This window comes from Candidatus Margulisiibacteriota bacterium (genome assembly GCA_028706105.1).
In the GTDB taxonomy this organism is placed as follows: Bacteria; Margulisbacteria; Riflemargulisbacteria; order GWF2-35-9; family DYQY01; genus DYQY01.
Window position 1 is genome coordinate 1 of record JAQWCF010000026.1, and the last position, 25,114, is coordinate 25,114.

Below are 25,114 nucleotides of genomic sequence, written 5' to 3' on the forward strand. Positions count from 1 at the left end.
TGCAAGCTGCAGGCTCAGGCATTAATGTGATGTCTGGCGGGGCAGGGTTTAATCAGGGGAATCAGCAGAAGGAAAAGCATGAATATCAATTTGATTCCAAAGACGAGAAAGACATTTTTCTTAATAGGCTTAGGGCACTTTATTTACAAAGAGCATTAAACCCAGGGTTTTCATCAAATTTAAAGACAGAGTTTAAGATGAGAAAGATGAAGAATGGGTTAGTGAGGCTGGGCGTATTTACTGAAGTGCTTAATGAGCAGGTGCAAAAAGAGGCGGAGGCTATTGCTCAAGACAGGACAATGGATATGCTGCGTGAAGCTTTGGAGGAAAGGTCTTCTTTATATGAGTTAAGAGGTTCGGCTTATGATTTATTAGAGAATAAAATAAAGGGCGTATTAAAGAATGCGGATAGGCTTGGCTTAGAAATATCTAAAGAACAATTTAATAGTATGCGAGATGAAATAAATTTTAAAATGTATGAAATAACTAAAAAACAAATGGAGCTTTTAGAGGTTCGGCTTTCTGAAACAGATTTCCCTCAGTTAGTGCTTAAATATAGAGAAATGAAAAAATTGATTGATAGGCTGAAAGAGGAGTCTGGCATTCAGGATGAGTACGAAGGCAATGAAAAATTTCATAATATTACGATAGCAGAGTCAGCGTAGTATAGGTAATAAAGCAGATGACTGAATTACAAAAGGTTAATCACTTATTGGACACAGAAAATTCAACCGATGATTCCATGAATATTGATACGCTAAAAATGGCGCGATTTGCTAATTTTAATCCAGAAGAGGTTTCAGAAACAATTTTTTTGGAGGAATCCGATGACGTTATTATTTATGGACGTAATACTGACAAAGTAGAACCAAAAAAGAATCAAGGAAGCATTGAGTTTAAGCTGTACTCAACGCCAGATGCTGATTTGTATTCTTATTTAGACATTGAGATAACCAGAGAAGAAGATGGGATGCTTAAGTTTGCGGATAAGATTTATTTTAGTGATAAAGAAAATATCCTTTATTTGGATAATCATGTTGTGGGTGTACCAAAAGGTAGTGAGGTTTATTTTTATCCGTTATTTGTCATGATTCAGCTTGCTGGAAAGCGATTAATTTTATATTGGTCAGAGCAGAAGTTTAGTATAGAAAGTAAAGAGTATCTACTTTCTAACACCGCAGAGAGTAATGTTTTTATTGATGATTTAGGAAATATTGCTATTAGTTATTTGGACGTGATCGCTACTTTTAGATTTCAAGCTCAAACTATGGATGTTAATGGTTATCGTCTCCATTTAGATGGAGAGAAGCAGACAGTTAAGTTAAACAAAAAATGGATAGAGCTAAGTTCCGATATTCAGTTCAATGGTGCTGATGGTGTTGTTAGGTATCAATATTCATATGTTAAGGTTCCCAAAAAGGCAGAATTATTTTTTAATAATGAGGAATTAAGCATAGTTATTGATAATAAATATAATGTAAAATTTTTGGTACAAGTAGATAGATTGGTTTTCAGAGAAGAAAAATATTGGCTAGTTTTTGATGTTAATTCTAGAATTGTAATAGACAAGAAAGGTGGACTTGTTTTTCTCCACCAAGATAATTTAGTCTTTTTAGATAAAGAGAAAGCTATCATTAAAGCTTCTGATATGACGATTAATATAGCAGACGGAGCAATTGTTAGGGTAACAAAAGATTCTATATATATGAATGAAGTTGTAAAAGTTAATCCTTTCGAGAAAATAGTTAGAGTTGCCAAAAGCAAATTTTTCTTTTCAGGAGCGGTGAATATTTCACTAAATAAAGCTGAAGCTCTTTTTAATGTAAACAATAAATTGATCAGAGTTATGCCCTACAAGAAACAAGTTTTTATCAACGTTGGAGGGAAGTTAATTGTTATAACTGTTTCTATTGGAATAGCTGTTGATGGTAACGGAAATATTGCCTTTGATTATCAAAACAGCTTAACCACGCTGGATACCGATTATTTTGTCATGAATGTAGGTGGTTCAATTTTTAGTTTTGGTTCTATTGATGATTGTTGTTGTGAATTTTTAGGTAATCAAATTGCGGTAGGCTCACAAAAACAAAATGTTTTGGAGTTATTGAAAACAATGCTGGCGACAGACTTAAGTGCAGTGCTAACTAAATATGACTTACAAAGCTTAATTGAAAGTTTATTAAGTACAGACATGGGTAGCTTTTTAAACTCTGATAGTTTGTTAGGTTCAGGTGTGGATATTAATATTTTGATGGATTTAGTGAAAGGTAGTATTTTAAGTAAAATAACTGGCTCTGGTGAGTCTTGTTTTGCAATAATGAATAAAAATAATATGGAACAAATAGTCATGGGCAATAAGACTTTTGACATAAGGCAAGGCAATAATTTTTATGTGCCAATTAATATGGAGTTTCTCCAAGGTGTATTGAAGTTTAAGGATAAAAAAGTTTATTTTATAAGTTAGCATAATCCGGACACCCTTTCCGGCTTTCCCTCAAGGGAAAGAGTAGTTACCAAGATTTATTAATGTGTTCCCTTTCTTGAGACTTGTGCAGAGCTTGTGGAAGTAGAGGGTTAGGGAGAGTGTTATAATCTATATTCCAAATGTTTTCCCATTCATCTTGTACACATACGTTAGTATTTCAGCAACTGTGGAATATAAATCTGCTGGTATTTCTTTATCAACCTCACAGGCTTTGAATAACGCTCGAGCAACAGGCGGATTTTCCACGATTGGGATATTGTTTTCTTTGGCTAGCTCTTTAATTTTTTCCGCAATTTTATTCATACCTTTGCCTACTACTTTTGGGGCTCGCATTTTTTGAGCATTATAGCTAATTGCGATGGCAATGTGGGTAGGGTTTGTAATGACTACATCTGCTTTAGGGATTTCTGACATCATTCTTCTTCTAGCCATTTCCATTTGTTTTCTGCGAATAGCACCTTTGATGATGGGGTCGCCTTCTGTTCTTTTGTATTCATCTTTAATTTCTTGCTTACTCATTTTTAGTTTTTGGTTTCTGTTATATCGCTGAAAAGTATAATCCATGATCGCAATCAAAATGAAGGCAAAGGTCAGCTTAATTAGTATTTTTAAGGCTATGGCCGAGACTCCCATCAGGTTTGACTCCATGTCTTGAAAGAAAAAGTTAACTATTGTTGGTAAATTGTCTCTAATTGTGGAAAAAGCGAGATATCCAACAAAAACAATTTTAGCTATAGATTTAAATAAAGTAGCTAGCGCTGTTTTGGAGAAAAGATTTTTGAATCCTTTGATTACATTTAGTTTACTAAAACTAGGCTTAATCGGCTCGATAGTTAAGAGGAACCCAACTTGCAGAAGATTGCTTAATATTACAACCGAAAAGAAGATAACCATGATGGGTAAAACTATAACTAGAATATGGAAAAGAATTTCCATGAAAATAGAAGAGACAGTTTCTGAATTTATTTCAAATTCATGAAGGCGAGTAAAATAATTTTGAGTTATGAAGGAAAAGTATTTATATAAAGACTTACCGCCTACTTTTAGAAGGATAACCGCTACAAGTAGAGTAACGGCGGTGCCTACTTCTGGACTTTTAGCTACATTGCCTTTTTTTCGTGCTTCTTGTTGTCGCCGAGGAGTTGCCTTTTCGGTTTTGGACGGATCAGCCATTAGAGTACCCTGAGGATAGTAATAATGTGCTCAAACATTAATTCTGGCACTGAGGAAAAATAGCTTCCATAGAAAATAAAGAGCAAGAAGAATAGCATAAATCCGCTTAAGGCTTTTAAGGGCATCCCCGTTAAGAAAACATTCATTTGTGGCACGCTTTTTGCGATAACACCAAGGCAGAAGTCAATTAAGAAAAGTATTGCCATGATTGGAGCAGCAAATTTCATCCCGAGTATAAATGTTTGCGAGATGATTTTGAGGAAGGTTTCGCTAAAAGCGCTGGTGAAAGTTAATGTGCCAATTGGCAAGATATCGAAACTTTGTACTAGCCCAAGAATTATCAGATGATGCCCATTAAAGGTTAGAAAAAGTAGAATAACTATTATATATTGTAGCTGGCCAATTAGTGATTGTTGCTCCCGTGAAAGCGGGTCCATGATGCTTGCGATGTGCATGCCCATGAGAATATCCAGTAACCTGCCACCAAATTGAATCATGTTAAAGGCTAAGTTAGCAATAAACCCAATCAATGTTCCAATAATGGCTTCAGTTAAGATTAAAATTGCGAAGATAAACAGATGGATGTCTTTGTAGGCTAGAGGTGAAAGTCCATGAAACTGCAAGACAACATAGCTTAAATAAAGAGAGATTAACACTTTGATGTGTACAGGGATTATCCTTGTAGAGAAAATCGGTGCTGTTACAAATATTCCAGAAACTCTTACAAAAATAAGCAGAAAAAGATAAATATGGGATTGTTCAAATAATTGTTCCATATTTTATCATCGCGCAAAAAGTGCGATTGAAGAAAATATATAAATAGTGAACCCCTGTAAAGTGTTTAGTAGTGAGCCACCTATTATTGTTAGTAGCAATAAAACAGCAAAAAATTTTGGCACAAAGGTTAGCGTCATGTCTTGGATTTGAGTTACTGCTTGAATTATCGAAATAACAACACCTAAAATAAGTGTTGCGATAAGGATTGGTCCAGAGGTTAAAACAATAATCCAGATAGCTTGTCTTCCTAAGTTAATAATAAATGTTTCGCCCATAATTATCCAAAGCTCGCTAAAAGAGAACGAACAATCAAATTCCAACCATCAACCAATAAGAATAATAATATTTTAAAAGGTAACGAAATCATAACTGGTGGCAACATCATCATCCCCATGGACATCAGTACGGAGGCTATAACAATGTCTATAATTAGAAAAGGTATAAAGAGAACAAACCCCATCTGAAAAGCTGTTTTGAGTTCGGATATTACAAAAGAAGCAACCAGAATATGAGTTGGAATATCCTCTTTATTTAACGGTTTTAATTTTGCATATCTAACAAAAAGTAGCAGGTCTTTTTTCCTGGTTTGTTTAAACATAAATTCGCGCACTGGTGCCATGCCTCGCTGAATAGCGAGCTCTTGGGTGATTTTTCCTTCTGTATAAGGCTTAATCCCTTCGTTATAAGATTTTTCTGCTACTGGTGCCATAACAAGAAAAGTTAAGAATAGCGCTATTCCAACGAGCACTTGTGTTGGTGGCGTTTGTTGTGTACTCAGAGCGTTTCTAATGAAACCAAGGACAATTATTATTCTCGTAAAAGAAGTAAATAAAATAATTATCGAAGGAGCTAAGGATAGTATTGTCAGTAGTATTAACATTTGTAATGCTGAATTTAATGTTCCTGGATCTGATGACTGGGTCACTGCAAGGGATATTTGTGGTATTGATATCATTTTTTAAGGTTTTCTATTTCGTCTGTTTTACGCAAAATAGATTTTAGCGCATTTTCAAACTTTTCATTTAATGTTTTTTTATCAAGATGTTCAGAATCTTCGGACAGGATTTCTAGTATTTCTTTTTCTTGTTTTATAACATCCAAAAGTTCCAGAGAGTTCTGATTATTTGCTAAGATGTAGAGTTTTTTGTTTATTTGGATAAAGTCTATTGTGAGGTTTTGTGAAATGTTTATTCTTTTTAATAAATGTTCTTGAGGTTTGTTTTTATTTTTATTGATAAGTTGTAGCAAAAAATATATGCCATAAATGATAATTAAAACAAAAAAGAGCGACAAAATGAAGTTCAAAACATTAATTGAGCCTACGCCAGCTCCAATTTCGTTTAAATTAGAAGTTATTACCGAGCTATCAGTTGGATACCAGGATAGGATGTCGTTAGTCATTTTTTGTGTTTTGTTTATTGTTTATAATTTCTGTAATTCTGATAGCAAAGTTATCATCAACAACGACAACTTCCCCTTTAGCTAGAAGCTTGCCATTAGCCAAAAGGTCGACATGTTCACCAGCAATTTTTTCCAGCTCCACGACAGTTCCTATACCAAAGTTTAAAATGTCTTTAATAGATTTTTTAGTTCTTCCTAACTCTACTGAAAGCTCAAGCGGGATTTCCGTTATAATACTAATGTCATTGGAGCCATTCTTAAAATTTTCATTAGCTAATGTTTTGAGCTGTGGCTCGGAAGCATTTTTTTGGTCTTCGATATTTGGAGGCAAACTAGTATCTGCTGGTGCATCCATTTTTTCTTCTTGTTCTAAATTTGCTTCTTTATCTACCATGACTCATCCTCTTATCTGTAGTTTCTATTATTGTATAATAAACTCGTTGAAATAGACATTCAATACTTTACCAGTTTTTAAAATTAAATTACTTTTAGAAATAATGTCTTTTCTCAGCGCTGTTTTTCCCTCAATGTCCTTAACATCATTAAATGTTTTACTGGAAAGTATGTTGATAATGTAATTCCTTAAAATAGTTTCCTTGGTTGTTATTTCCGCCATGACGGCTGGATTGTCTACTTCTAATTCAATAGTTGCTTTCAGAAATCTGCGCCCTCCATAGTCAATTAAATTAACTAGGAATTCTCGCATCGGAACTAGGTAAAGCATTTCTTTGGTCTGAACCTCAATTTTTTCGGATCTTTTTGTTAAGATGACTGCAGTTACAACAGTTGCAATTAACATAACTAGAACTATGGAAGATATTATGATAATAATGAGTAATTTTTTGGAAGGTTTTTTGGGTTCTTCTTGGTTTTTCTCTTCTTTATTTGTTTTATTTTCAGTTGTGGGTTCCTTTTCAGCCATATTGCTAATATAACCCATTCATCTTCTCTTTGACAATAATTACTGAAACTCTTCTGTTGATTGCTTTGTTCCTTTCTGAAGTATTTTGTACTAGGGGTTTGTATTCACCATATCCAGCAATAGAAAATCTATCTGGTCTTATTTGAGAATTTTTAATGAATACTTGTGCCACACTTAACGCTCTAGCGGATGAAAGCTCCCAGTTAGACCTGAAACCAGTTTTTGAAGTAGGCGGAACATCATCAGTGTGACCCTCAACGATAATATCGTTATCGATGTCCGCTAACGACTCACCTATCTTCCCAAGTATCGAATATGATTCAGGTTTTAAAGTCGCACTGCCAGATTCAAAAAGAAGCTTGTCCTTGATGACTATTTCTAGATTTCCTTGGTCATTGTATTTGCCTTGGATTTCTTCTTCATTATTATTAGCTTTCACCATAAACATGATGTCATTTAATTTCTCTGCCAAGCTAGCGGAGCTCATCTCGTCGCCTTGTGAACCTTGTAGTCTATCAGGAGAAGTTTCGGGGTAGGGGACCATTAACTGGTTGTCAAAAAAAGCTGAGTTTTTTAAAGTTGAATAGCCACCAAAAGCTGCACTAAAGGAAATCATTGCTGTTCTCATCTTTACAACATCAAGAGAAGACATAGTAAAAAGGAAGACGAAGAAAACAAGAATCTGCGTCATTAAGTCGCTAAAGGTAGCCATCCATGCGGGTGACCCTGGCTTTGGATCATCAGCTTTTTTATTTGCCATTTTTTTCTAATTGCTCTCTTTGTAATGGAGGCAAGTATCCAGCAAGTTTTTCTTTGATAGTTCTTGGATTGTCTCCAGATTGGATAGCGATAATACCAGCCAAGATTAAATCTTTAGCAAACAATTCTTCTTGGGAACGGATTTTCAGCTTACCAGCCATAGGAATAAAAAAGAGGTTAGCAGCAACCGCTCCATAGAAGGTTGTAAGTAGCGCAACAGCCATCGCAGGACCAACGCTACCAGGATCTTCTAGTGACTTTAACATCTGAATAAGCCCAATAATTGTTCCAATCATTCCCCAAGCGGGAGCATAGGCACCAAGTGTTTCAAAGATGTCCTTACCTATTTTGTGCCTTTCAATAATGGCATCTTTTTCAATTTCTAAGACTTCTCTAACAGTGTCAGCATCGCTACCATCGACTACAAGCTGTAGCCCTTTAACTAAAAAGGGGATTTTTACAGACTTTAGTTCTTTGTCTAGTGCTAAGATGCCTTCTCGTCTTGATTTTTCGGAGAGAGCAAGAATTTGATTCAGAATAGTGATAGGGTCATCAACTGGATTATTAAATGTTTTCTTAGCAATTGTTATTGTACTAAGTACTTGGGGCATGGTAAAGCTAACGAAGATGGCTCCAAACGTCCCCCCAAAAGTTACTAACAGTGAGGGGACGTTTATAAAGGAGGGTACGGAACTCACACCCATCCCAAAAACTAGGAAGAACGCTCCTAATAAGATTCCAACAAGGGTAGCCTTATCCATGCCTAATTAACTCTTTATCTCTTCATGTTAACTAGCGTCTGTAGAATTTCATCACCAGTTGTTATGATTTTTGAATTAGCTTGGAAACCTCTTTGATAAATAATCATGTTAGAAAACTCTTTGGCAATATCCACATTGGACATTTCCAAAGTACCGGCAGAGATTGTTCCTCTTCCTCCTGTGTTGGCTGTACCTATTTGTGGTTCACCAGAGTTATTGGAAGCCACAAACATACCGTCTGAACTCTTTAAAAGACCAGTTGCATTGTTAAACGTAGCCACCCCAATTTGTCCAATGTTTTGGTTAAGACCATTAGAATAAATCCCGATGATAGTTCCATCTGAACTGATACTGTAGGTAGAAAGTGAGCCATTTGGGTAGCCGTCTTGAGACGAATGAACCAAGGAAGACCTATCCGCAAACTGGGTAACTGTATTAAAAGAGGGATTGATTTCTAATTGATCAGCACCATTAATTCCTGGTACGATAATGTTGTTCCCTCCACCAATGATGCCAGGCACTATTTTGCCCTTACTGTCGAAGTTAAGAGTTCCCCCACCCGCAACGCCACCACTACCAGATGCCCGGTAACTCCATTGATTGTCATCTTCTCTAGTAAAGGTAAGAGTAACTGTACGTTCTGCACCTAAAGAGTCATAAACAGTTGTGGAAGTAATGTATTCTGTAGCTGGAACTGTTTGAATAATAAAATTACCTGTCTTAAACCCAGCTTCATTAGTATCAATCGTAACCCCATTTATTCCAGTGATAGAGCCATCATCGGCGCCAAAATTTAAACTAAGATTTGTGGTGGTTGCATCGACGGCATAAGTATAAGTATGGTTAATATGTGCTGGTGTTGAGATTTTATTAAATTGATTAGTTGCTACGTCATCTCCTTCCCAAGTGGTTGCAATGTTATCATCGAAGAATAAATCTGCAATACCATTATTATCAGCAGGCACATTGTCCTTAATTGATATTGGCTTTAGAGTATTAGCATTCGTATATGTAACAAATAAATTTCCTTTATTATTTAGTCCCATGTAAAAGGGCACCTCATCAGTCGTGGTGGTTTGGGTAAGCGCCCAATTGTTGAATTTGGAAATTAAATCAGCAACTTTTGAAGTATCAGAAATTCCGGCAGCACTTATGTCAAAGCTATAGTCTTTTCCATTTGCTGTAACCGTTAAATCGTTTGTGTTAACTAGCCCTCCTAGTACAGTTGAGGCGGTGAGTACTCCAGCTCCAGTTTTTAATCCAACTGTTTTAGCAGCTGGCAACCATTCTGTAGAGTTTGCGCCACCACCTCCAAAAACTTTAGAGGCGATACCATTAGTGGAATTGATGTAGCCACCATTTAACAGTTGCTTTAAAATTGTTTTTACGGTTACGGCTAAATCACTATAATCTACGCCCCCAACATTATTTAAACTAATTAAGCTAATAGCAGCATCGTCAGCAGTCAAAGCACCAGCACTGTCAATGATGCCGGTAGTTACTAGATAATCCCAAACGGCTTTTGATTCAGTGGCATCGACACTACCAATTGCTATGTTAGTAGAAGTAAGATTTAATAAAAAATTATCATCTATAGTAGTTTTTTTATCATACACATAAATATTTTTTCCATCACCAGCAACGGTTCTTGTGAGTTCTATTTTGCCACCAGTTAGGGTAGCCGTTACGCCGGTTAATTGAGAATTGATAGCAGAGATAAGTTGATTAATGCTACTAGCTGTGCCATTAGATAAATTAATTGTTTTTTCTTCTCCATCAATGACCACGCGAAAACTAGAGATATCAGTTACACCAATTTGCGCTCCTAATGTAGTCGTACCATTGAGATTGGAGTTTTCACCAGTATGAGTTTCAGAATAAACACTAATTGCGTGACTTCCTCTTACGTCTTTAATTGTTGGTTCAACTACTGTCAGTGTTAGTGGATCATCCTCGTTGCCAAGAAACTTACCACCTACAAGAGCAACATTTGCTGAGTTAGCAGTAGCAAGCACTGGTGTGCCTAAGGTGTAAGTACGCGAATCTAGGTTATAAGCATAGTTGATTTCTGTGGAGGGGTTAGCACTAATGGTTTGTCCTACAGGAATAGACAAAGCTTGGATAGTACTGTTTCTGTCGATACCTCCAGTTACGTTTGCCATCCAACCATAAGCCTTCATACCACTGGAATGCACTAATGAGCCATCAGCATCAAAATTGAAGGAACCAGCTCTGGTATAGAAGGTTTGTCCTTCGCCGTCGCCTAGGATAAAGAATCCACTTCCCTGAAGAGCCAAGTCGCTCATTATGCCTGTTGATTGTAAGTTGCCTTGTTGGTGGGAAACAGTAATAGCAGATGTTCCTACACCCAGACCGACTTGAATAGGGTTAGTACCACCTCTGCCCGAATCTTGAGGAGACGAAGCACCTCTTATTGTTTGGTTTAGAAGCTCTGTGAATTCTATCTTGGAAGATTTATACCCGACTGTGTTGACGTTAGCGATATTATTACCGACTACGTCTAAGGCTGTTTGATTATTACTTAGACCTGCGAGACCTGAGAACATGGATCTTAACATATTTTACCCCCTGTTTTGATTTACCGATCTCCTACATGAGGGCCGACCGATATTTTTATCCTAAGAGCCAAAAGCTAAAAGCTAAAGGCCAAATTATCCTATGACAGCGCTGTCTATATTTGTTATCACTTGATCTTTCATGGATTGTTGATCCATGGCTGTCACAACTGTTTTATTGGATACGCTGACAACAAAAGCTAACTCATCAAGTAGTATCAAAGATTCCTTTGCTCCTTTTTGCGCTACCTTATCAAACGCTTGATTGATTCTCTCCAATTGCGTTTTAGATATTTCAATGTTTCTTTTTTGAAGTCGTGATATGGCATGGTTAGAAAACTTTAGAGAATCATTCGTGTCGTTTAGTCCAAGTTTTTTTAGAAACTCGTCTTTGAAAAGTTGTTGAGAGACTTTTCTGTCTCCTTGAACTTGACCTACACCTTGCCCGATTTGCTCGGATTGAAGTCTTTGGATTTCTTGATTAAAACTGCTCATATCTACCATTATTTATTTCACCTCCTTTTTTAGTATTATACTATTTTATTGTGTGTATGGATAAACTTGTGTAATGTCGTCTATCAGTACGTCTTTGTAAAAGCTTCCATCCCAAAGGTCTTTTAATGAGGCTGGGACTTCAGAAGGACTAGCATAACCTAAAGCAGTGGCAAAATCAGCTGCAGAAGTGATTGTGCTTTTCCAAATAAGATTATCAGCAGAAAGAGATTCTGTTGTAAAAAGTTTACTTTTGTATTGGTCAAACATTAAATTAGCTTGAGCAAAAGCTTGCAGTGCATCAGTTTTTTCTACATAGTTAGACTTCACAGGGATGATTGCATAATAGTTACCATTTTTGGATTTTATTCCACTCACTATTCCCTCTGATTCCACTGCTGAAGTTTGGTCTTTGAAGACAACGATTTTTCCAATTAGACTGTACGCTTCTGAGCCCTTAAAGCTTTGCTCCATGTTTTTCATGGATTCAAGTGTACTAAACTGAGCCAGTTGAGCAATGAAGTCTTCGTTTTGCATTGGGTTTAAGGGATCCTGATACTTAAGCTGAGTAACCAATAGTTTTAGAAATTGGTCTTTCCCCAGCATTGCTGAGTTATCGATGTCCGTTTTTGATAATGCACTAGAAACGCCTGATACTGATGACATGTTTTCCTCCTTACGCTAACGAATTAATTTCGTTGTTGTTTAATATTTGTTCTGGCAATGTATTCTCTGTTTTTATTTCAGTCGCTTTGATTTTCCTCTTAGAGGAAAAGTTGCTATCTTGAAAGTTAGAAAAGTTATTTTCGTTACTTTCTTTATTATTTATTTCCACGCTTAAAGCAGAAATAACTATATTAGAGTTTTGTTGTAAATCATTTTTTAATGAATCAAAGTTACTTTCCAGTATGGCTTTTACGGCAGCGCTGGATACTTGGAATTTTGCAATTATTTGAGTATTTTCGTTGCCAGCGATTTGTTCTTTTGTGATTTTAATTTTCACTTCGCCTAATTCTCTAGGGTAGAGGCGCATGTTTACTTCTGTGTCTGTTTTTAGTTTGTTGATTGTTAAATATGAACGGAATTGGTTCATTATTTGATTTTGTTTCTCTAGATTAGAGTTGCTTGTTTTAGGTAAGGGTATTGCCTCTAGTTCTTTCACGTCTTTGATATTAATTTTTGTGTTGAATTCTGATAAATCATTATCTAACGACATAACTTTTGGTGGAGCTTCTTTTATTTCAGCTTTATTGTTTTGATTAAAAAGAGACTCTTCATTTTTATCTTTTATGACGACTTGTTTTTTGTTTGGAACTTCTTCGGTTATTTTTTCATTATTTAAATTTAACTCTATTGGTTTGTTTTCTTCATCAGTGTTTACTTTAATTGTATCCACTGGTGCTTTAGTTGATTTTTCTAGTTTTGCGCCATTTGCTTTAGTTTCTTCGTTAGCGAAAGTTGGAAAAATTATCTGTGATTCTTTTTTGGAACTAGCGATTACTCCTGCTAGTTTTTCTAATAACTCTGCTATTTGTGAAGTGATTTCTTGGGTATTAATTTGTGTCATGCTTTTGTTTGCCAAATCAGTGGATATTTTATTCACTAACTCTGCAAAATCTTTTTTACTAATAAAGGTAATTGGAATATTTTCTTGGGTGCGTGGATTAGTTAGGTTGATTTGTTTGATTTTTGACGATATATCCGCCAACTGATCTTTGCTTGGCATATCCGCTACAGTCTTATTCGATAACTTATCTAGAAGACTAGCCAGAGACGCTAAAATTTTATTTAATTCATCTGTAGGTTCTATGTTTTCATCATCAAGTTTTTTTAGTAAAGAGGTTAGCTTAGTTAGAATGTCTTCTAGGCTGGCATTAGTTTTTTGTTCTTTTTGTTCAACATTACTAGCGTTGTCTATTGTTTGAGTTTTTGGAGCAACTTTGGTTGGTAATTGTGTGCTTATTGTTGACTCGTCAGATAAATCGTTATTATGTATTCCCTGTGTTTCTTGTGGTTTAGCTGGTGAGTCAAAAGTATAAGCTACTTTTTCTCTTTCTCTTGCTCTAAAAGTTTCTCCTTTTTGTTCATCAATTTTATTTTGTAAATCTTGATGGAAAGACATATCTTTGGAAGAATTATCTCTATTATAGGATACAGAATCGGAAGAATTATCGGCTGAACTTTTTTCTATACGGAAAATATCATTAATAAAAGAACCATTCATTTCAGCTGCAAACATTAACTTCCCCCCTCATTTGTCTAAGTAATCCTTTTATTTATTGGGTTCTTCCGTGATGTGCCTTAATTTATCTGCACAATTAGAATATTACAAGGATATGAACTAATGTAAAGTGGGGTATTACAAAAAGATACATTTAATGATATTAATATTTAGGTGGGAGTTATTTGGTAGAGGGAAGGTTAGTTGAAATGGATAAAGAACCCAAAGAGAAGAAAGTAACTAAAAAAGGTAAGAAGGAAGAAAAAGTTGAAGAGCTAACAGATGCTGCTCAAAAAAAACCTTCTTTTAATCCTTTATTAGCTATTTTGTTAATACTTAAGTATACATTAATGTCTTCAATTGTTTTGGCTATTGTTGGCTCTGTTGTTTATTTGACCTTGGCTAATTTGGCTTTTTTTGGTTTTTTGCCAAGCACGATAGCCGAGAAGATGCCCGTAGTTAATAATATAGTAAAAGATATTGTGGCAAAAGAAAAAAGGATACAATTAGCTAAAGAACAAAAAGAAGATTTAAATAAAATAAAAAAAGCTGGAGAGCTTCAGATAGATTTGTTAGAAGCAGCAGATATTGACGGTAAAAACTTTGTTCCTTTTTTATATAAGCTTAGAGTTGTGAAGAACCAGATTAATAACAAAGAGTTAGCAGAGATATGGGTAGATAATGTTTTGGTCATGCGTATTTTTGCGGGCATAGGTGACAATCTTCCCTATGCTAGAGCTACTTATGTTGTTAGACAAATAAATAAGTTTTTAAACGACAAGTCAGACTTTAATCAACTAATGCCAGTCATTGATGGCGATACTTATAAGGCGGAGATAGCAGGCGAAGAACTTTTTCGCGTAAGTGCAGAGGATGCTATTTTTAACAATAGTACACAAATAGAATTGCTATATGCTTGGGTTAATAACCTGAGAGTTTCTTTGGGAGCGTCTTTATTTCAGGTGCCTAAGTTTATTGTCAAAAAGACAGACATTCCAGAAGAAAAGAAGGAACAAGCTGTAGCCGAGACGGTTCCAGGTGCAACCGCGACTGTTCCTGGGCAAGTTCAACCAGACGAACAAGTACCTGTTGCACAAGTTGTTCCTTTAACAGTGACAGAGGAAGAGCAAGCACGAATAAAAAGATTGAAGGCTGTGGTAAAGGTATACGAGAAAATGCCTGAGGCTAAAGTGACTGATATTCTAAAGAAAATGCAACAAGAGGACATCGCGGATATTTTGAAGTATTTGTCAGTTAAAAAGACTGCAAAAAGTTTTCCACTAATGCCAGCGGGAACAGTGGTTGCCGTTTACCGGAAAATGATTGCTTCTGGTGCAGAGGCAGAACAGGCTAAGGCGTTTAAAAAATATATACAAATTTGGGAGAAGATGTCTGAAGACGAGTTAATTATTATTTTTAGAAACCTGAGTACTGAGGAAAAATTAGCTATTTTTAGAAAATTATCAGTAAAGAAAAAAGCAAAATTGTTTGAAATTTATCCAGCAACAGAGGCTAAAAGATATTTGCAGTTACTAGAGGAACCGCCTAAATAGTTAGTCCACCGCTTTTGCTTTGTTGCATTTTCATAATTTTTTCTTGTTTTTCTTTTTCTTCAATTTGTTTATCAATAATATTTTTTAAGAAAATTAGTCCTTCTTCATGTTCTTGAAGTTTGTCTCTAATTAGTTCAAGAAATATAGTTTTGATGGGTTTATCTTTGTTAAATAGGTGTTTATAAAAGGACTTTATGTCAGGAATTTCTTGTAAAAAACCAAAAGCCAAAGAGCTTATATTTTCTTCCTTGAATTCACTGAAGTTTTTGTAACGCAGTCCCTTTGTAAGCATTTCTAGTAGTAGCTTATTGTCTTCTGTGGGGAGTTTTTTTTCGTCTTTTAAGTATTCAATTAGTTTTTGGTACCTATAAAGAGAGGCTACAACTTGATCAAAGGGGCCTTTGTTTTTTTTCTTGATGCAGATTTTCGCAATATCCTTAAACGATTCAGGTTGGTTTAAGTAATCATCCATTGGTTCGATTTTGTTTTCCATAGTTTAGATTATGACTTATTTGGGCAAAAGTTTAAATATCTATAAAATATTGGGAAAACTTGTTTTGGCTCTCGATAAGTTAAAGTAAAGAAATGAATTTAAGGAGAAATTTGTACAATGATGATGAATAAGGTAGTTGCAATAAGAGGAGAAAGATCTGAGATTCAACCTGACACTATAACTAGAATAAATGTACCAGTTGAAATAGTGGGTGAAAAAATCAAAAATTTTAGTTTTAAATTTGCAATGAGTGAGTTAGAAAACGAGAAAAAAGAAGTATTAAGTAAGATGAACAATGTGTCAAAAGATGAGTTAATTACTGCAATGACTGAAGGCTCAGAAAGTGACTACTCGTTTGTTTTTGGTAACATTTTAAATGGAAATGAAATGGGCTCGATATATGATCAAGCTAGGAGTGAAGGTAAGGATGTTCGTGATGCTATAGATTTTTCTGCAAAACGACAAATAGAGATGCATTTGCAAAAGGACTCCAGTGTTGCTTTACGAAAAGTGTTTCTTGATAAATCTCAGGATATGGATTTTTGGCAGGCCTTTACAGAAGCCGTTAACGAAATAGCTGATAGAGATAGCAATAATTATCTTGGATTAGCTAATTTAATTGTACCTAAGGCTATGCTGGATATGAGGGAAATAGTATATAAGATAACAGAAGAGACCACCGAAGTAAGGAAGTATAAGAAGGCTATATTGGCAGAATTAGAAAAAGGAGAAAAATTATTTATTACCTGTCCTAGAGAGCTAATAGATACATTGTTTATAGATTCTTTATGCAAATACGATAATTATAAAGGAGCTTTTATTTCAGGATTAAAGGATGAATTGTCTCATGTTAAGACCGTCTCTTATGCTAAGGGTAAGTTGCTTGTTGGGTCGCATAACAGTGAATCTTATCAAAGGTTAGTTAATGCCTACGATATTATGATAATTGATAACGGTCTTGTAGGAGATAACGCTATTCGTAAGATAGTTGTTAATTCGGGGGAGCAAGACAATCTTTTAGCTAAAGATGCTGTAGAAATTAACAATAAGAGGAATCATTATTTAAGTAGTTTCAGTGGTTTTTCTGCTCAAACTCTTGATGGTCATTCTCTTGATTTGGCAGTTAGTATAAGTCCAGGGGATAAAATAGTTTTGGATGATTATTATGGGACAGTAGGATTAGTTCGTAATGAAATAGGCTTGACGATGCATGATAATATTAAAACGTGTTTGTCAACAAAACACAGAACATACTCACAGGTTATTAGTAAAAACTCACGTGCAGATATAGTTTCAAGATTAAGTGATATTACACAAGACAAGTCTGACAACGCTAACTCATATCAATCAGTGAGATTTCTCTTAAATACAAGGGAAGGCAGAAAAATATTAGTACGAGATATTCTGGTTGATTTGGCTCTAAGTGGTTTGCGGGAATTCACGCCTACAAGTTTTGAGCCTGGATCAATAAGTATCTTGCTCCCCAATATACAAACATCAGATGAAATAAAAGAAGTTAAAAGAGTTAGTGGTTATTGTAAAAAGGCTCTTAAGGGAGAAGCATATGATGCAACAGAGGAATGGATTGATTTAATTAACGAAAGCATTGCAGAATTAAGAGAATCAGGCATAAAAGATAATCAAGAGAATTTATTAATACCTAAAACAGGGCCTATAAGATATGACGAGAATATGAGGATAGGTGCTATGATTGAAAACCCTTTTGCAGTAAGGGATGCAGAAGAGATTAGGAAGCATGTTGATTATTATACAATAGGGTTGAATGATATTACTTGGTATCACCATGTTCTTTTTAAGGTTTATCCAGAGTTTTTTGAAGAATCGAAGTTTACTCAATTGGAGGAACAAGATAATGAAGTTTTTAATGGATTTGTTTTGAAAAAGGACGTTGGTTCAAAATTAGTAAACGAGGGAAGTTTAGAGGAAATAGCGAGAGTTAGTGGAATAAAAGCAGAAACAATAAAATCAATATTTGAAGAGGCTGGTATTTGTGATACTCAAGGGAGGCTATTAAAGACGTATCAAGAAATTCAAAAATTAGATTTTAATATAGATAGTGGGGTTTTATTAAGCGTTGCTAAAAAAGTCTTATCAAGACTTGCAATAGGAGTTGATGATATCCCTGGCAGGGAAAATAGTCAGGATTATCATGAAGAAAATATGAATTTTAATCCAAGGATACTCAGAACATTGGCTTATGCAATTAAGCATTTTCAGTCTTTGGATTCAACTAATCCATTACAAGGCGGAAAGTTCATTGAAGTTTGTGGAGATATCCCAGTTAAATTAATTCCTTTTTTTATAGCACTTAAGCAAAAAAAGGTTTCAGTATATTCAAATCAGTTACAGTTTATCAAGCTTTTTGTTAGGAATATAACTTACGAGGAATCAAGAAAAGAACTGTTAAGTATTCTTAAGGATGAGAAAACCAACAATGGTGTGTTTAATAGACTGGATAGAATGTTGGGGGAGTTTCAAGATTTATTTCAACTAGAAGCTGAGCCTGAATATATCACGAAGCAGTTAAGACAACATGAATCAGACTTAGCAGTTATTCAGGAATTAAATCAAAAAGCAGAAAAACATAGAGTTTCTTTGTTAGGAATGAACGAGTCTAATTATGCAGAAGTGCTTAGTCGAGAGTTTGGTTATAAAAAACCAATCCATAGTTTTACGGAAGCTTTGTATGTTTTTCAAAGCAACGTTTTAAGAGAAATTTTAAATGTTTCTAGAATCAGAACTTACAGTACAGTTAAAAAAGGAAACAAGGAGTTTGTTCGGGCATTATATTCTTCTTTAGAGGAAGGCTCGTCAAGGTTTAGTGGAGAACTTGTTGAAGGGAATAAGTTAAGGTTAAGACACTATTACGTTGAAACAAAGAGCGATGGTACAAACGTCCCCCATTATATTATAGACGTTGCAGATATATTAGAAGACGAACAAGGTCAGTATATAATTTTATCAGCAGAAACAGGACAAAAGAAATCTTCTAAAAGAATAAATATTTTGGTTGATAATGGAGATACATATTTTGAGTTAATGAAGGATGCGTTACATAAGGAAGCGATAGAATACTTGGATATTGGTAGTGGGTTGCCAAATCATGCCTCGGAATTTACAGATATGCTGGGAAAGACAATCGCTTATTATACGAGTGTTTTTAAAAGAAACACTATGCAAGTAGAGCGGAATTTACATGATGTGCAGTTAGAGGAGTTAAGAAAAGTTATTGATAATGATGATGTGTTTGCAACAGTAGAACAATTTTTGTTTGGTGAAAAATTTGTAATGGAAATATTTAGAGAAGGTGAAGATGCCATCACAAAAAAACCAACAAGAAGAACAGTCATATTTACAGATAATGCTTATTCAACGGTTGAAGAATTAATAAATAAAATTAATCTTGGTCAGAAGCTAACAATTAATGAAGATGGTGAGTGTTGCTTAGACGGGAAAAAGCTAGCTTTAATGGATGACAGAGAAGATGTTTTTAGAGCAAGAGTAAACAATTCGTTAAAGATTAGAGACCTAACACACACTAAATTATTGCAAGAAGAAGAAAAAGAATTGCTGTCTGCATTAAGGCAAGCTGAAGCTGAGGTTAGAATTAAACATGGAAGGTAAATATATTTTTTCTGCCTAATGGCAGAAAAATATGTATAATATCCTTTATGGATCAAGAACTTCGCTCTCAACTTAGAGAGACTGTCAAAAAAGTAAAGCGTTATAATCGCCATTTCAATACAAAGCTCTTTTTTGATGTGTTTGACTATGCCATGGAAGCACACAAAGGACAAAAGCGTGTATCTGGAGAAGATTACATTTGGCATCCTTTTAATATTTTCAAAATATTAGTTGAATATGAGGCAGACGAGGCTACTCTGATTGCTGCTATATTACATGATGTAGTTGAAGATACCTTTGTTGAAATAGACGAGATTCGTGAAAAATTTGGCGAAAGTATCTCCGTTATTGTGGATGGAGTAACCAAGCTTGGCAGAATCAAGTTTGATAGTGACGAAGAACAAAAGATTCAAAACTTTAGAAAAATGTTCATGGCTATGGCTAGAGACATTAGGGTTATCATTATTAAACTAGCCGATCGTCTACATAACATGCGAACACTCAGTTTTTTACCCGAAGAAAATCAGAAGAAAATAGCCAGAGAAACAATGGATATTTATGCACCCTTAGCACATCGGCTGGGCATGTCTAACATAAAATGGGAAATGGAAGATTTAGGTTTTCGCATCCTTTATGAGAGTGATTATCGAAAGTTGAAGAAAGATATTGCAGAAAAGAGAGAAGAAAGAGAACAGTTTATAGAAGAGTTTGTTTTACAAGTTAAGCTTCTTTTAGAGGAGAACGGCATGAAGGCAAACATTTCTGGTAGACCTAAACATTTTTGGTCTATATATAACAAGATGAAGCGTCAGCACACGAGTATTAAGAATCTTTATGACTTATATGCCATCAGGGTTGTTGTTGATTCTGTTCAGCAATGTTATACAGTTTTGGGCGTACTACATACTCATTTCAAACCAATTCCGGGAAGGTTTAAAGACTATGTTGCTATGCCTAAGCAAAACTTGTACCAGTCTATACACACCGTACTTATCTCCAAAAGTGGTAAACCTGTTGAAGTGCAAATACGTACAGAAGACATGCATAGGGTCTCAGAATTTGGTGTTGCAGCACATTGGAGGTACAAGGAGCGTAGTAAAAAAGAAGAAGAGTTCGAGAAGAAGCTTTCTTGGCTCAGAGAATTTATTGAGTGGCAGAAGGATAGTGATGCTAAAGATTTTTATGATGACCTTAAATTTGATTTATTTGTGGAAGAAATTTTTGTTTTTACTCCCAAAGGTGACGTGTATCAGTTGCCCAAAAAAGCAACTCCGCTAGATTTTGCCTATAGAGTTCACACTTCTATTGGTCATCGTTGCATAGGGGCCAAGGTTAATTCTCAAATAGTGAATTTGGATAAGCCACTTAGTAATGGCGATATAGTAGAAATTATTACTCAAAATATAGAACAACCAAAAATAGCTTGGCTTGGCAGTGTGAAAACTTCTTCTGCTAGAGCTAAGATTAAATATTGGTTTAGACGAAACACTGATGTCTACGAAGAGAAGAAAGAGACCATTAAGAAACAAGAGGAAAAGAAAAAAGAAGTAGAGAGAGAAATATTAGAACCTAAGATTAAACAACGACAGAAAAAAAGTAGCGTCGGTGTTGTTGTTGAAGGCGCTGGAGATGTTATGGCTTATTTGAGCCGTTGCTGTAATCCCATGCCTGGTGATGGAATTATTGGCTATGTTACAAGAGGTAGAGGTGTTGCTGTACACAAAAAAGATTGCAACAACGTACGTAATTCAGATACGGAAAGGTTAATCAAGGTAGAGTGGGATAATAGTTATTCTGGTACATATGATATTGCGTTAGAGATAGAAGCGTCGGACAGAATAGGCCTTCTAAATGATATTGTTGCTAAGATTGCAGAAATGAAAATTAATATAGTAAATTTTAATTTAAGGACAACTCCGCAGGGTGTTGCTGTGGTTGGTTTGATTTTGAGTTTGACGAAGATTGAGTTGTTGGATAGTATAATGGGTAAATTAAGATCGATTAAAGATGTCTATCAAGTCAAGCGAAAGGGAGAGTTTTAATTGGCTAAATTATTTTTCATTTTGTTTAGTGCCGCGTTAATTAACAATTTTGTTCTGTCCAGATTTTTAGGGATATGTCCCTTTGTTGGTGTTTCTAATAAACAAGAATCATCTATTGGTATGGGATTGGCTGTTACCTTTGTCATGGTTGTTGCCAGTATTGTTACTTGGTTTATTCAAAAGTTAATTTTAGACCCATTGAACGCTGGTTATCTGCAAACTATATTTTTTATTTTAGTAATAGCTTCTCTGGTTCAATTTTTAGAAGCAGTTATTAACAAAACCTCTCCATTACTTAAAAATATGTTGGGTATATATCTTCCATTAATTACTACAAATTGTGCCATTTTAGGTGTAACGGTTTTGAACATTACAGAAAACTATACGTTATTAGAAAGCATAATGCATAGTATAGGTGGTGGACTAGGATTTCTATTAGCGTTGGTGTTAATGGCTGGATTGAGAGAAAGACTGGAAGAGTCAAAGGTGCCTAAGTGTTTTAAAGGTGTTCCGATTGCTTTTATTACTGGAGGCATTATGTCTTTAGCTTTTATAGCTTTTGGAGCTTTCTAAAAAATGACAGGCTTCACAATTGTTATTATTTTAGCTGTTATCGGTTTATCTTTAGGCCTTTTTTTAGCAATAGCCTCAGATGTTTTTCATGTACATAAACCAGAACAGTTAGTTAAAGTAGAGGAACTGTTACCTGGTGCCAATTGTGGTGCATGTGGCTATCCTGGATGTGTTGGTTTAGCAGAAGCTATTTATAAAGGTGAAGAAGAGCCAAATAAATGTCCAGTTGCTTCAGATGCTCAGGTTGAACAGATAGCAGCTATTATGGGCAAAGAAGTGAGCACTGATGGACTAAGAGATATTGCTTATATTAAGTGCCAAGGAATGAAAGATAGCGATGTTGCTAAGAAGTTTGAATATATTGGTATTGAGTCTTGTGAAATGGCGGCACTTACTTCCGGTGGATGGAGCTCATGTGAATATGGCTGTTTAAAATTGGGTGATTGCATAAGAGTCTGTAAATTTGATGCCTTGAGTTATGGCGCAAATCACGAGCCAATAATCGATAAAGACAAATGTACTTCCTGTGGACTTTGCGTTGCCGCTTGTCCTAGGAGTTTGATCGAAATTATTCCTTTAAAAAAGACATACATGGTTACTTGCAGTTCCAAAGATAAGGGTGCGGATACTAGAAAAGCTTGTAAGGTTGGTTGTATCTCTTGTAAATTGTGTGAAAAAGCTTGCAAGTTTGATGCGGTTAAAGTTATAGACAATATTGCTTATATTGACCAAGGCAAATGTGTCGCCTGTGGTCTTTGTGCGAAAGCTTGTCCACAGGATGTCATAGAGTTTATTGACGGTGTTGTTGTCACAAGAGTAGCTAAAAAGGAAGCAGCTGGTTGCGCAAGTTGCGGAATCTGCAAGAGCGAATAACTTCTTAATATTTTGTTCTTTCTCTTGAGACTTGTGCTGAGCGAAGTCGAAGTAGGGAGCTAGAGGAAGTGTTTAGAATAGGCTAAGTTGGTCTACTGATTTTTTGTTTTTAACCTCAACTTTTTCTTTATTTAATAATTCTTCAGGAATTCCTTTTACTAATGGGCTAAGCTTTCCTTTAATTGTTTTATTTAGTAGTTTTCTTTTGTTTGCATAGGTCATAAATAGCTTGTCTGTTGCTCTAGTCATAGCTACATAGAGGATATTTGCTTCTTCTTTTAGTTCATCTTTATTTTTCTTATTAAACAACTGGAAGGGCATTATTTTGCTCTCGCATCCAGGGATGAATACGTATTTAAAATCAAGTCCTTTGGAGGCATGTATAGTCATTAAGGCTATGTTGTCAGCATGCTTGTTATATTCATCAATGCCTGTCTTTAGTGAAATATCATCAAAAAAAGCAGTGTATTTATTCTTATACGGTTTTGCGACTTTTTCTAATATTCTTTGTTGCTCAGAGGTGATGTCGTGTTCAATGCAAATCCTCCGTAGGATAAAAGCTAAAGACATCCCATTTTCAAACATACTCAAGACTTCTTTGCTTACTTTGGACACCTGATTTTCTAGGCCGAAGTAAGTGTTCTTTAATTCAATAATTATTTCTTTATATGGGTAGTCTTGTAGGATGCTGTCTGTGTTTATTGTTTGGACAGGAAGTTGATGACTATTTAGCGCTTTTATAATAGGAGGAAAAAGGTGTTTTGTCCTGCAAAGTATTGCGATATCTTTAAAGCTGATTTCGTCTTCAAACATCTTGTTGCTTGCACCACTGATTCTGGGGAAGTTGCTACTACCACCAACTAGCTGTTCAATTTCTGCTGCTATCCACTGTGCCTCTGCTCCATCAGTTGAAAATTCTTTTAGCACGATTAGTGCCCCGTCATCTTCTCTTTGTATTTCGTCTGACTTTTTTATAACATACGAGGCGCCCTTGAGAATCGCGTTTGGGCATCTATAGCTTTTGCTAAGACTGATAAGCCTTGCTTCTGTATAATCACTTATGAAGCTATTTACGGGCTCTTTTTTAGTTCCTTTGGAGCTATAGACGGCTTGGTCAGAGTCTCCAGCTACAAAAAGGTTTTGTTTATTTGATAAAAGTTCAATTAGTTGGTATTGGATGGCGCTGATTTCCTGAAATTCATCGACTAATATCCACTGAAATTTTTTTTGGTATTTTGCCAGCGTTTTAGGGTTGTTGATGAGAATTTCCACAGTCAGATAAATAAGGTCATTTATGTCTAGCGCATTAATTTTTCTAAGTTCTTGGTTATATCTTTCGACTATAGTATCTTTTTTTTCAAGAAATAATTTGGATTGTTTGTTGTTGTTAATGTTATTTAAAATAGTTTGGTGGTCAGCATCAAAGAGTTTTTTGATGATAGATATTTGTTTGCTCTCATCAATAATACCAAAGAATTTTTCATTATTATTTAAACTCAATTCTTCTCTAAGGATAGTTAACCCAAGTTTATGAAAAGTACTAATAGTACAGTTATTTTTAGATATTTTTTTGTTTACGTTGTCGCTCATTTCTTCCGCTGCTTTATTAGAAAAAGTAAATGCTAGTATATTGGAGGAGTTAACTCCATTATTGATTAAGCTAATAATTCTTTTTGTTAGTATCCTTGTTTTGCCTGTGCCTGGTCCAGCTAACAGCAAACAAGGGCCTTTTTTGTGTGCAATGGCTTCTTCTTGTTCAGTATAAGTCCAGATTGTGTTGCTGTTTGTTGTTTCAATAGCTGATGTTATGTTTTTTTTTAGTTCTTTAAATTGTTGAATGTCAAAGGTCAGACTGCTGTATTTTTCTTTTTGTATACTAGCTTTATCTTGGGAAAAAAGACTGTTAGTTTTATAGTTTTGAATTTCTCCATCATGAAAAAGGTGGACTTTCCCAAACTCTCCATCGTAGCCACCTTCTGTCAGGATAAAGCCTTCTCTTAATCTATTGATAGCTTCGGCAGTAATTGTGCCAGATATTTTTGCTATTTCCTTTAAATCAGTAGTTAGCAGAACGTCCAATTCTGAGCTTAAAGAGTTTATTAAATGAAAGTATTTTTCTGTAATAGCTTTTGATCTAGGGTTCTTTTTGTTATCAAGCTCAGCCAGTAATCCTGCTAAGGGAGTGATTGACCAGAAGGTCTGTTTGGATTTAGCTTCCGAGGGGTCCGTCCGATCAGCTAACTCCGCAACCCGATACATTACACCTTTAGTCACAGGTTTCCCGCATGTAGAACAGAGATTATTGTGTTGCACTGTTTCTAGGGGAGTCCAATTGATTTTGCAATCGCGATGTCCATCATTGTGGTAC

22 protein-coding genes are annotated in these 25,114 nt (G+C 35.3%); 7 read left to right on the plus strand and 15 right to left on the minus strand.

Annotation, left to right across the window (positions count from 1 at the left end; translation table 11 throughout):
• On the plus strand, nt 1-665 hold a 665-nt coding region (locus tag PHF25_04145), incomplete at its 5' end, for a hypothetical protein (GenBank protein MDD4527214.1).
• A gap of 17 nt (nt 666-682) precedes the next feature.
• Nucleotides 683-2,464, plus strand: coding sequence for a hypothetical protein (locus PHF25_04150; protein MDD4527215.1), 1,782 nt, complete (start codon nt 683-685; stop codon nt 2,462-2,464).
• A 129-nt stretch (nt 2,465-2,593) separates the two neighbouring features.
• Here PHF25_04150 and flhB read toward each other — a convergent pair whose 3' ends face one another.
• The 13 genes from flhB to PHF25_04215 all read right to left on the minus strand — a co-directional run bounded on the left by flhB (nt 2,594) and on the right by PHF25_04215 (nt 13,585).
• Nucleotides 2,594-3,658, minus strand: coding sequence for a flagellar biosynthesis protein FlhB (gene flhB, locus PHF25_04155; GenBank protein MDD4527216.1), 1,065 nt, complete (start codon nt 3,656-3,658; stop codon nt 2,594-2,596).
• Entirely contained in the window at nt 3,658-4,434 is a 777-nt protein-coding gene (gene fliR, locus PHF25_04160; protein MDD4527217.1) for a flagellar biosynthetic protein FliR, read from the minus strand. Before fliR ends, flhB begins: the two co-directional genes overlap by 1 nt.
• Before the next feature lie 6 nt (nt 4,435-4,440).
• The gene (locus PHF25_04165; protein MDD4527218.1) at nt 4,441-4,710 is read right to left on the minus strand and encodes a flagellar biosynthetic protein FliQ; all 270 of its coding nucleotides are present in this window, start codon (nt 4,708-4,710) and stop codon (nt 4,441-4,443) included.
• Nucleotides 4,711-4,712: 2 nt separating this feature from the next.
• A complete protein-coding gene (gene fliP / locus PHF25_04170; protein MDD4527219.1) occupies nt 4,713-5,390 on the minus strand; it encodes a flagellar type III secretion system pore protein FliP in 678 nt (225 codons plus the stop codon).
• Entirely contained in the window at nt 5,387-5,836 is a 450-nt protein-coding gene (locus tag PHF25_04175) for a hypothetical protein (protein MDD4527220.1), read from the minus strand. Before PHF25_04175 ends, fliP begins: the two co-directional genes overlap by 4 nt.
• Nucleotides 5,829-6,230 carry a flagellar motor switch protein FliN gene (gene fliN, locus PHF25_04180; GenBank protein MDD4527221.1) on the minus strand — a complete coding sequence of 134 codons (402 nt, stop codon included), beginning with the start codon at nt 6,228-6,230 and terminating at the stop codon, nt 5,829-5,831. The genes PHF25_04175 and fliN overlap by 8 nt, the downstream gene beginning before the upstream one ends.
• A 27-nt stretch (nt 6,231-6,257) precedes the next feature.
• The gene (locus tag PHF25_04185) at nt 6,258-6,758 is read right to left on the minus strand and encodes a flagellar basal body-associated FliL family protein (protein ID MDD4527222.1); all 501 of its coding nucleotides are present in this window, start codon (nt 6,756-6,758) and stop codon (nt 6,258-6,260) included.
• 4 nt (nt 6,759-6,762) lie between these two features.
• Nucleotides 6,763-7,518, minus strand: coding sequence for a flagellar motor protein MotB (locus tag PHF25_04190; GenBank protein MDD4527223.1), 756 nt, complete (start codon nt 7,516-7,518; stop codon nt 6,763-6,765).
• Entirely contained in the window at nt 7,508-8,278 is a 771-nt protein-coding gene (locus tag PHF25_04195) for a MotA/TolQ/ExbB proton channel family protein (protein MDD4527224.1), read from the minus strand. Before PHF25_04195 ends, PHF25_04190 begins: the two co-directional genes overlap by 11 nt.
• Nucleotides 8,279-8,292: 14 nt before the next feature.
• Entirely contained in the window at nt 8,293-10,857 is a 2,565-nt protein-coding gene (locus tag PHF25_04200; protein MDD4527225.1) for a flagellar hook-basal body complex protein, read from the minus strand.
• A 93-nt stretch (nt 10,858-10,950) separates the two neighbouring features.
• Entirely contained in the window at nt 10,951-11,358 is a 408-nt protein-coding gene (locus tag PHF25_04205; protein MDD4527226.1) for a hypothetical protein, read from the minus strand.
• 36 nt (nt 11,359-11,394) lie between these two features.
• Nucleotides 11,395-12,012, minus strand: coding sequence for a flagellar hook capping FlgD N-terminal domain-containing protein (locus PHF25_04210; GenBank protein MDD4527227.1), 618 nt, complete (start codon nt 12,010-12,012; stop codon nt 11,395-11,397).
• A 10-nt stretch (nt 12,013-12,022) separates the two neighbouring features.
• Nucleotides 12,023-13,585: a flagellar hook-length control protein FliK gene (locus tag PHF25_04215; GenBank protein MDD4527228.1), complete on the minus strand. Its 1,563-nt coding sequence runs from the start codon at nt 13,583-13,585 to the stop codon at nt 12,023-12,025.
• A 191-nt stretch (nt 13,586-13,776) separates the two neighbouring features.
• On the opposite strand from PHF25_04215, the gene PHF25_04220 reads away from it, so the two are divergent.
• Nucleotides 13,777-15,120: a hypothetical protein gene (locus PHF25_04220; GenBank protein MDD4527229.1), complete on the plus strand. Its 1,344-nt coding sequence runs from the start codon at nt 13,777-13,779 to the stop codon at nt 15,118-15,120.
• On the opposite strand, the gene PHF25_04225 is transcribed toward PHF25_04220, so the two are convergent.
• On the minus strand, nt 15,113-15,613 hold the full coding sequence (locus PHF25_04225; protein ID MDD4527230.1) for a hypothetical protein: 501 nt from the start codon (nt 15,611-15,613) through the stop codon (nt 15,113-15,115). The two genes, PHF25_04220 and PHF25_04225, sit on opposite strands and share 8 nt — an antisense overlap.
• Nucleotides 15,614-15,730: 117 nt before the next feature.
• On the opposite strand from PHF25_04225, the gene PHF25_04230 reads away from it, so the two are divergent.
• The 4 genes from PHF25_04230 to PHF25_04245 are packed head-to-tail and all read left to right on the plus strand — an operon-like array spanning nt 15,731 to nt 22,746.
• Complete coding sequence (locus PHF25_04230; GenBank protein MDD4527231.1) at nt 15,731-19,258, plus strand: hypothetical protein; 3,528 nt, start codon at nt 15,731-15,733, stop codon at nt 19,256-19,258.
• 47 nt (nt 19,259-19,305) lie between these two features.
• Entirely contained in the window at nt 19,306-21,300 is a 1,995-nt protein-coding gene (locus PHF25_04235) for a bifunctional (p)ppGpp synthetase/guanosine-3',5'-bis(diphosphate) 3'-pyrophosphohydrolase (protein MDD4527232.1), read from the plus strand.
• Nucleotides 21,301-21,873 (plus strand): electron transport complex subunit RsxA, encoded by a 573-nt coding sequence (rsxA, locus tag PHF25_04240; GenBank protein ID MDD4527233.1) that lies wholly within the window; start codon nt 21,301-21,303, stop codon nt 21,871-21,873.
• Between the two features lie 3 nt (nt 21,874-21,876).
• Nucleotides 21,877-22,746: an RnfABCDGE type electron transport complex subunit B gene (locus tag PHF25_04245; GenBank protein MDD4527234.1), complete on the plus strand. Its 870-nt coding sequence runs from the start codon at nt 21,877-21,879 to the stop codon at nt 22,744-22,746.
• Nucleotides 22,747-22,818: 72 nt separating this feature from the next.
• On the opposite strand, the gene PHF25_04250 is transcribed toward PHF25_04245, so the two are convergent.
• Nucleotides 22,819-25,114: UvrD-helicase domain-containing protein (locus PHF25_04250; protein ID MDD4527235.1), on the minus strand; the 2,296-nt coding region annotated here is incomplete at its 5' end.

Coding starts and splice junctions, on each gene's coding strand:
- PHF25_04150 (MDD4527215.1), top strand. CDS start 683: ATGACTGAATTACAAAAGGTTAATCACTTATTGGACACAGAAAATTCA.
- flhB (MDD4527216.1), bottom strand. CDS start 3,658: ATGGCTGATCCGTCCAAAACCGAAAAGGCAACTCCTCGGCGACAACAA.
- fliR (MDD4527217.1), bottom strand. CDS start 4,434: ATGGAACAATTATTTGAACAATCCCATATTTATCTTTTTCTGCTTATT.
- PHF25_04165 (MDD4527218.1), bottom strand. CDS start 4,710: ATGGGCGAAACATTTATTATTAACTTAGGAAGACAAGCTATCTGGATT.
- fliP (MDD4527219.1), bottom strand. CDS start 5,390: ATGATATCAATACCACAAATATCCCTTGCAGTGACCCAGTCATCAGAT.
- PHF25_04175 (MDD4527220.1), bottom strand. CDS start 5,836: ATGACTAACGACATCCTATCCTGGTATCCAACTGATAGCTCGGTAATA.
- fliN (MDD4527221.1), bottom strand. CDS start 6,230: ATGGTAGATAAAGAAGCAAATTTAGAACAAGAAGAAAAAATGGATGCA.
- PHF25_04185 (MDD4527222.1), bottom strand. CDS start 6,758: ATGGCTGAAAAGGAACCCACAACTGAAAATAAAACAAATAAAGAAGAG.
- PHF25_04190 (MDD4527223.1), bottom strand. CDS start 7,518: ATGGCAAATAAAAAAGCTGATGATCCAAAGCCAGGGTCACCCGCATGG.
- PHF25_04195 (MDD4527224.1), bottom strand. CDS start 8,278: ATGGATAAGGCTACCCTTGTTGGAATCTTATTAGGAGCGTTCTTCCTA.
- PHF25_04200 (MDD4527225.1), bottom strand. CDS start 10,857: ATGTTAAGATCCATGTTCTCAGGTCTCGCAGGTCTAAGTAATAATCAA.
- PHF25_04205 (MDD4527226.1), bottom strand. CDS start 11,358: ATGGTAGATATGAGCAGTTTTAATCAAGAAATCCAAAGACTTCAATCC.
- PHF25_04210 (MDD4527227.1), bottom strand. CDS start 12,012: ATGTCATCAGTATCAGGCGTTTCTAGTGCATTATCAAAAACGGACATC.
- PHF25_04215 (MDD4527228.1), bottom strand. CDS start 13,585: ATGTTTGCAGCTGAAATGAATGGTTCTTTTATTAATGATATTTTCCGT.
- PHF25_04220 (MDD4527229.1), top strand. CDS start 13,777: ATGGATAAAGAACCCAAAGAGAAGAAAGTAACTAAAAAAGGTAAGAAG.
- PHF25_04225 (MDD4527230.1), bottom strand. CDS start 15,613: ATGGAAAACAAAATCGAACCAATGGATGATTACTTAAACCAACCTGAA.
- PHF25_04230 (MDD4527231.1), top strand. CDS start 15,731: ATGATGATGAATAAGGTAGTTGCAATAAGAGGAGAAAGATCTGAGATT.
- PHF25_04235 (MDD4527232.1), top strand. CDS start 19,306: ATGGATCAAGAACTTCGCTCTCAACTTAGAGAGACTGTCAAAAAAGTA.
- PHF25_04245 (MDD4527234.1), top strand. CDS start 21,877: ATGACAGGCTTCACAATTGTTATTATTTTAGCTGTTATCGGTTTATCT.